This window comes from Caballeronia sp. dw_276 (assembly GCF_018449635.1).
Lineage (GTDB): Bacteria > Pseudomonadota > Gammaproteobacteria > Burkholderiales > Burkholderiaceae > Caballeronia.
On record NZ_JAAVUV010000030.1, the window covers coordinates 1 to 5,254 of the forward strand.

1 protein-coding gene is annotated in these 5,254 nt (G+C 66.0%); it reads right to left on the reverse strand.

Annotation, left to right across the window (positions count from 1 at the left end; translation table 11 throughout):
- Nucleotides 1-5,254 (reverse strand): non-ribosomal peptide synthetase (locus HB633_RS30415; protein WP_213781832.1); only part of this gene is annotated, 5,254 nt, incomplete at both ends.

Sequence of the window (5,254 nt, forward strand, 5' to 3'; positions counted from 1 at the left end):
CGCGCAGCGGCAATTCCACGCCGACCAAATCGCGCAGCCGCGCGATCATTCGAGTCGCCAGCAACGAGTGACCGCCGAGCTCGAAGAAGTTGTCGAGCGCGCCGACCCGATCCACGCCGATCAGTTCGGCCCAGATGGCCACCAGCGTGCGCTCCATGTCGGTACGCGGCTCGACATACGCGTGCTCGCCGCGGCTCAGATCCGGCACCGGCAGTGCGCGGCGATCCAGCTTGCCGTTGCCCGTCAGCGGCAACGCGTCGAGCGCCACCCAATGCGACGGCAACATGTAGTCGGGCAATGTCTGGCGCAACTGGTCGCGCAATGCTTCGGCATCCTGCCTGGTCCTGCCGGCATCGCGCCATGTCACATAAGCGACCAGCCGCAAGTCGTCCACGAAATCCTCGCGTGCGACCACCACCGCCTCCTTCACCCATTCATGCGCCATCAGCGCCGCCTCGATCTCGCCAGGCTCGATCCGGAAACCGCGAATCTTCACCTGATGATCGGCGCGACCCAAGAATTCGATGCTCCCATCCGCAAGATAACGGCCCAGGTCGCCTGTGCGATAAAGCCGGCTGCCAGGATGGCCGAACGGATCTGGCACGAACCGCTCAGCGCTCAGGTCCGGACGGTTCAGATAGCCACGAGCGAGGCCCTCGCCGCCGACGAGCAGTTCGCCGACCACGCCGACCGGCACCGGATTGCCCCGTCCGTCGACGATATAAACCTGCAGATTGCCGATCGGAGCGCCGATCGAACCGGGCTGGGCAAGATCGGCTGTCACGCGGCGATAACTCACGTGCACTGTGGTTTCCGTAATCCCGTACATGTTGACGAGCACAGGGCCGTGGTCGCCGTGCCGCGCGAACCAAGGTGCCAGCATGCGTGCATTGAGCGCTTCGCCGCCGAACACCACGAAGCGCAGCGACAGCGGCGGCAAGCCGACGGTCTGCTCGTCGTATTTCATCAACTGCATGAAAGCCGAAGGCGTCTGGTTCAGCACCGTCACGCGCCGGCTGGCCAGCAAGGCGTAAAGCTGCGCAGGCGAGCGGCTGGTTTCGAACGGCACGATAACCAGACGGCCGCCGTGTAGCAGCGCGCCCCAGATCTCCCATACGGAGAAATCGAAGGCGCTCGAATGGAACAGCGCCCAGCTGTCGTCGGCATCGAAACCGAAGCGCTCGCGCGTGCCCCAGAACAGGCTGACCACGTTGCGATGCTGCGACAACACGCCCTTCGGTATGCCGGTGGAGCCGGAGGTATAGATCACGTAGGCCAGGTGCTGCGCCAGCGCTGCCGACACAGCGTTACTCGACGGCGAGCTTGCGAACGTCGCTTCGTCGTCTAGACAAAGCACTGGGATCGCGCCAGCTAGACCATCGGCAACCAGACGAGCGCATACCTGCGTCTGTGTCAGGACGACCGCGGGCGCCGCATCGTCGAGCAGATACGCGAGCCGCTCACGCGGATAAGTCGGGTCCATCGGCACGTACGCACCGCCCGCCTTCAGCACAGCGAGCAGGCCGACGATCAGGTCCAGCGAGCGCTCGACGCACAGCCCGACCCGCACGTCCGGTCTGACGCCAAGTGCGGCAAGCCGATGCGCAAGGCAATTGGCACGCGCATTCAGTTGAGCATAGCTCAGCGATCGATCGTCAAATTCGACGGCGACGGCATCCGGTGTGCGCTCGACCTGCGCCTCGAACAAACCGTGCAATGTCTGCGCGGATGGAAAGTCGGTTGCCGGGGCGTTGCCCTGCGTCAGCAACGCTTCGCGCTCTGCGGCCTCGAGCATCGCGAGATCGCCGACGGACGTCTCCGGCCGCGCGACCACGTCCCGCAACAGCACCGCGAAGTGCGACGCCATACGCGCAATGGTCGACGCATCGAACAGATCAGTGTCGTAGACGAAGCTTGCGTCCAGCACGTCGCCGCGTTCTTCCAGGTTTAGCGTCAGGTCGAACTTCGCACCCGTGTCCTCACCAGCCACCGGCTCCAGCGTCAGATCCGGCAAGCGCATCACATCGAGCGGTGCGTTCTGAAGCGCCAGCATCACCTGAAACAGCGGCGTATGACCGAGGCCGCGTTGCGGCTGCAAAACCTCCACCAGCTGTTCGAACGGCACATCCTGATGGGCATAGGCGCCGAGCGTGGTCTCGCGGGTGCGGCGCAGCAGGCTCTCGAACGACTCGCGGGCATCGATCTGCTGACGCAGCACCAAGGTGTTGACGAAGAAGCCGATCAGGCTTTCCGTCTGCGCGTCACGACGGTTCGCGATCGGTGTGCCGATGCTGATGTCGTGCTCGTTGGCATGCCGCGACAGCAGCACACCGAAGCCGGCCGCCAGCGTCATGAACAGGGTGCCGTTCACGCGTCGGCTCAATGCATGCATTCCAGCCGTGGTTGCTGCGTCTATTTCGAAACGATGCGCCCTGCCGCGGTGCCGCTTGACCGTCGGCCGCGCTCGATCCGTCGGCAGGTTCAGCAGCGCCGGCGCGCCCGCCAGTTGCTCGCCCCAGTAGTCGAGCTGCCGCTCCAGCACCGCGCCCGTCAGCCATGCGCGTTGCCAGTGCGCGAAGTCCGCATACTGCACTGGAAGCGGCGCCAGCGGCGACGCCTCACCGGCCGCGAACGCGCGGTAAAGCGCCGCCACTTCGCGCACCAGCACGCCCGTCGACCACCCGTCCGAGACGATGTGATGCACGACCAGCGACACGACGTGATCCCGATCTCCCAGCCGGATCAGCGTCGCGCGAATCAGCGGACCCGTCGACAGATCGAACGGCGCCTGGGCCTGCTCGTCCAGTTGTACGCGCAAGCGCGTCGGCTGCGCGGCTTGCGACACTGCGGACAGATCGACGAACGCCGGATCGAGCGCCAGATGCGCGGCGATTTCCTGCATCGCCACCCCGTCGCGCGTGATGAAGTGGGTACGCAATGCCTCGTGCCGGCGCACCACCTCGTTGAGCGTCAGGCGCAGTGCTTCCCGGTCGAGCGAACCGTGCAGCCGCATGGCCATCGGAATGTGGTAAGACGCGCTGCCGGGTTCCAGCTGGTCGAGGAACCATAGCCGCTGTTGCGCGAACGACAGCGGCAACGGCTGGTCGCGATCCAGCGCCACGACGGGAGGCAAGGCCTCGCCGGCTTCCTCCCGCCGGGCGTCGTCGAGCCGCTTCGCGAGGTCGGCTACGACGGGCGCCTCGAACAGCGCCCGTAGCGGCAATTCCGTGCCGGACGCCGCGCGCAGCCGCGCGATGATCTGCGTGGCGAGCAACGAGTGACCACCGAGGTCGAAGAAGTCGTCCTGCGCGCCCACCCGGTCGACACCGAGCACCTCGGCCAGTATTGCGGCCAGGGTGCGTTCGGACTCCGTGCGCGGCTCCACGAATACCGCCTCGCCGTGGCTCAGGTCCGGCGTCGGCAGCGCGCGGCGGTCCAGCTTGCCGTTCGGAGTCAGCGGTAGCGCGTCCAGCATCACGAAATGCGACGGAACCATGTATTCCGGCAGGATCTGCTGCAAATACCCACGCAGATCCCCCGCCGCGGGCGGCTCGCCTTCGGCCACCACGTAGCCCACCAGCCGACGCCCACCCGTCAGATCGTCTCGCGCGATCACTACGGCCTCGCGCACACGTTCATGGGCCGCCAGCATTACCTCGATCTCCCCCGGCTCGATACGGAAGCCGCGAATCTTCACCTGCTGGTCCGCACGACCCATGTATTCGATGTTGCCGTCGCTGAGCCATCGCGCCAGATCGCCGCTGCGGTACATCGTCGCCCCCGGCTCCCCGAACGGGTCCGGCAGGAAGCGCTCCGCCGTCAGGTCCGCACGATTCAGATACCCGCGCGCCAACACCATGCCGCCGATATACAACTCGCCCGCGACGCCCTCCGGTACGGGATTGCCCCGTGCGTCCAGGATCAGCATCCTGGCGTTCGCTATCGCGGTGCCGATGGGTGGCAGGCCGGCCCACGTGCCGGGGTCGCCGTCCAGGGTGTAGGCCGTGCACACATGGGATTCGGTAGGGCCGTAGTGATTGTGCAGCCGGCAGCCTTTCAGGCGTCCGAACAGCGCGGCGATCTGCGGCGTCACGCGCAACGCCTCGCCGGCGACCTGGATGTGTTCGAGGACGATGCCGAGCTGCGCCCATTCGATGTCGTCAAGATCCGCCGCCGCTTCCGCCAGTGCCTGCAGCACCAGCACCGGAACAAATATGCGCCGCAGCCGCTGTTGGCCCAGCAGGCGCAGCAGCTTGTCGAACTGCAACCGCGCTTGCGCGTCGATGAGCCGCAGTTCGGCACCGATGCACAGGGTCGCGAAAATTTCGTGGAACGACGCGTCGAAGCCGAACGCCGAGTACTGCAGCGTGCGTTGCGACGGGTCACGCCCAGTCTGCCCGACCTGCCAGTGAATCAGGTTCAGCAGCGGCGCATGGGGCATGCCGACACCCTTTGGCACCCCCGTGGAACCGGAGGTGTAGATCACGTAAGCCAGATGCTGCGGCAAGGTTGCGGAGCGCGGGTTGTCATCCGCACAGGACGACATTGCCGCATGATCGTCGAGGTTCACGGTGTGCCAGCGCCGCTCGCCGAGCGTCGTCGCAATTCGCCCCAGCAGGTCGTCCTGCGCGGTCTGGGTGAGCACCACCGCCAGTTGCGCATCAAATACCATCGTCGCCAGACGCTGTACCGGATAGGTCGGGTCCAGCGGCACATAGGCGCCGCCCGCCTTGCATATCCCCAGCAGCCCCACCACCATCTCCACCGAACGGCCAACGCACAGCCCCACCAGCACGTCCGGCCCGACTCCCAGCGCTCTCAGGTGATGGGCCAGACGGTTCGCCCGCGCATTGAGCTGCGCAAAGCTGACCTGCTCTTCGCCGCACACCACGGCCATCGCTTCCGGCGTACGCTCAACCTGCTCTTCGAACAACGCGTGCAGTGTCTGCGTGGGCGGATAGGTCACCCCGGTATCGTTCCAGCGTACCAGCAGCCGGTGCCGCTCCGCGCTCCCCAACATCGGCAGGTCGCTCACCGGGCACGATGCGTCCGCCACGATCCCATCAAGCAGTCGTAAGAAGCGCGACGACATCTTCTCGATCGTCGACGCATCGAACAGGTCCGCGTCGTATTCGAAACTTGCCTCCAGCGCGTCGCCCGCTTCGGCGATCTTCAGCGTCAGATCGAACTTCGCGGTCGTCGCCTCGGCCTGCATCGGCTCGAGCCCCAGACCCGGCACGTCGATCCGGCCGAG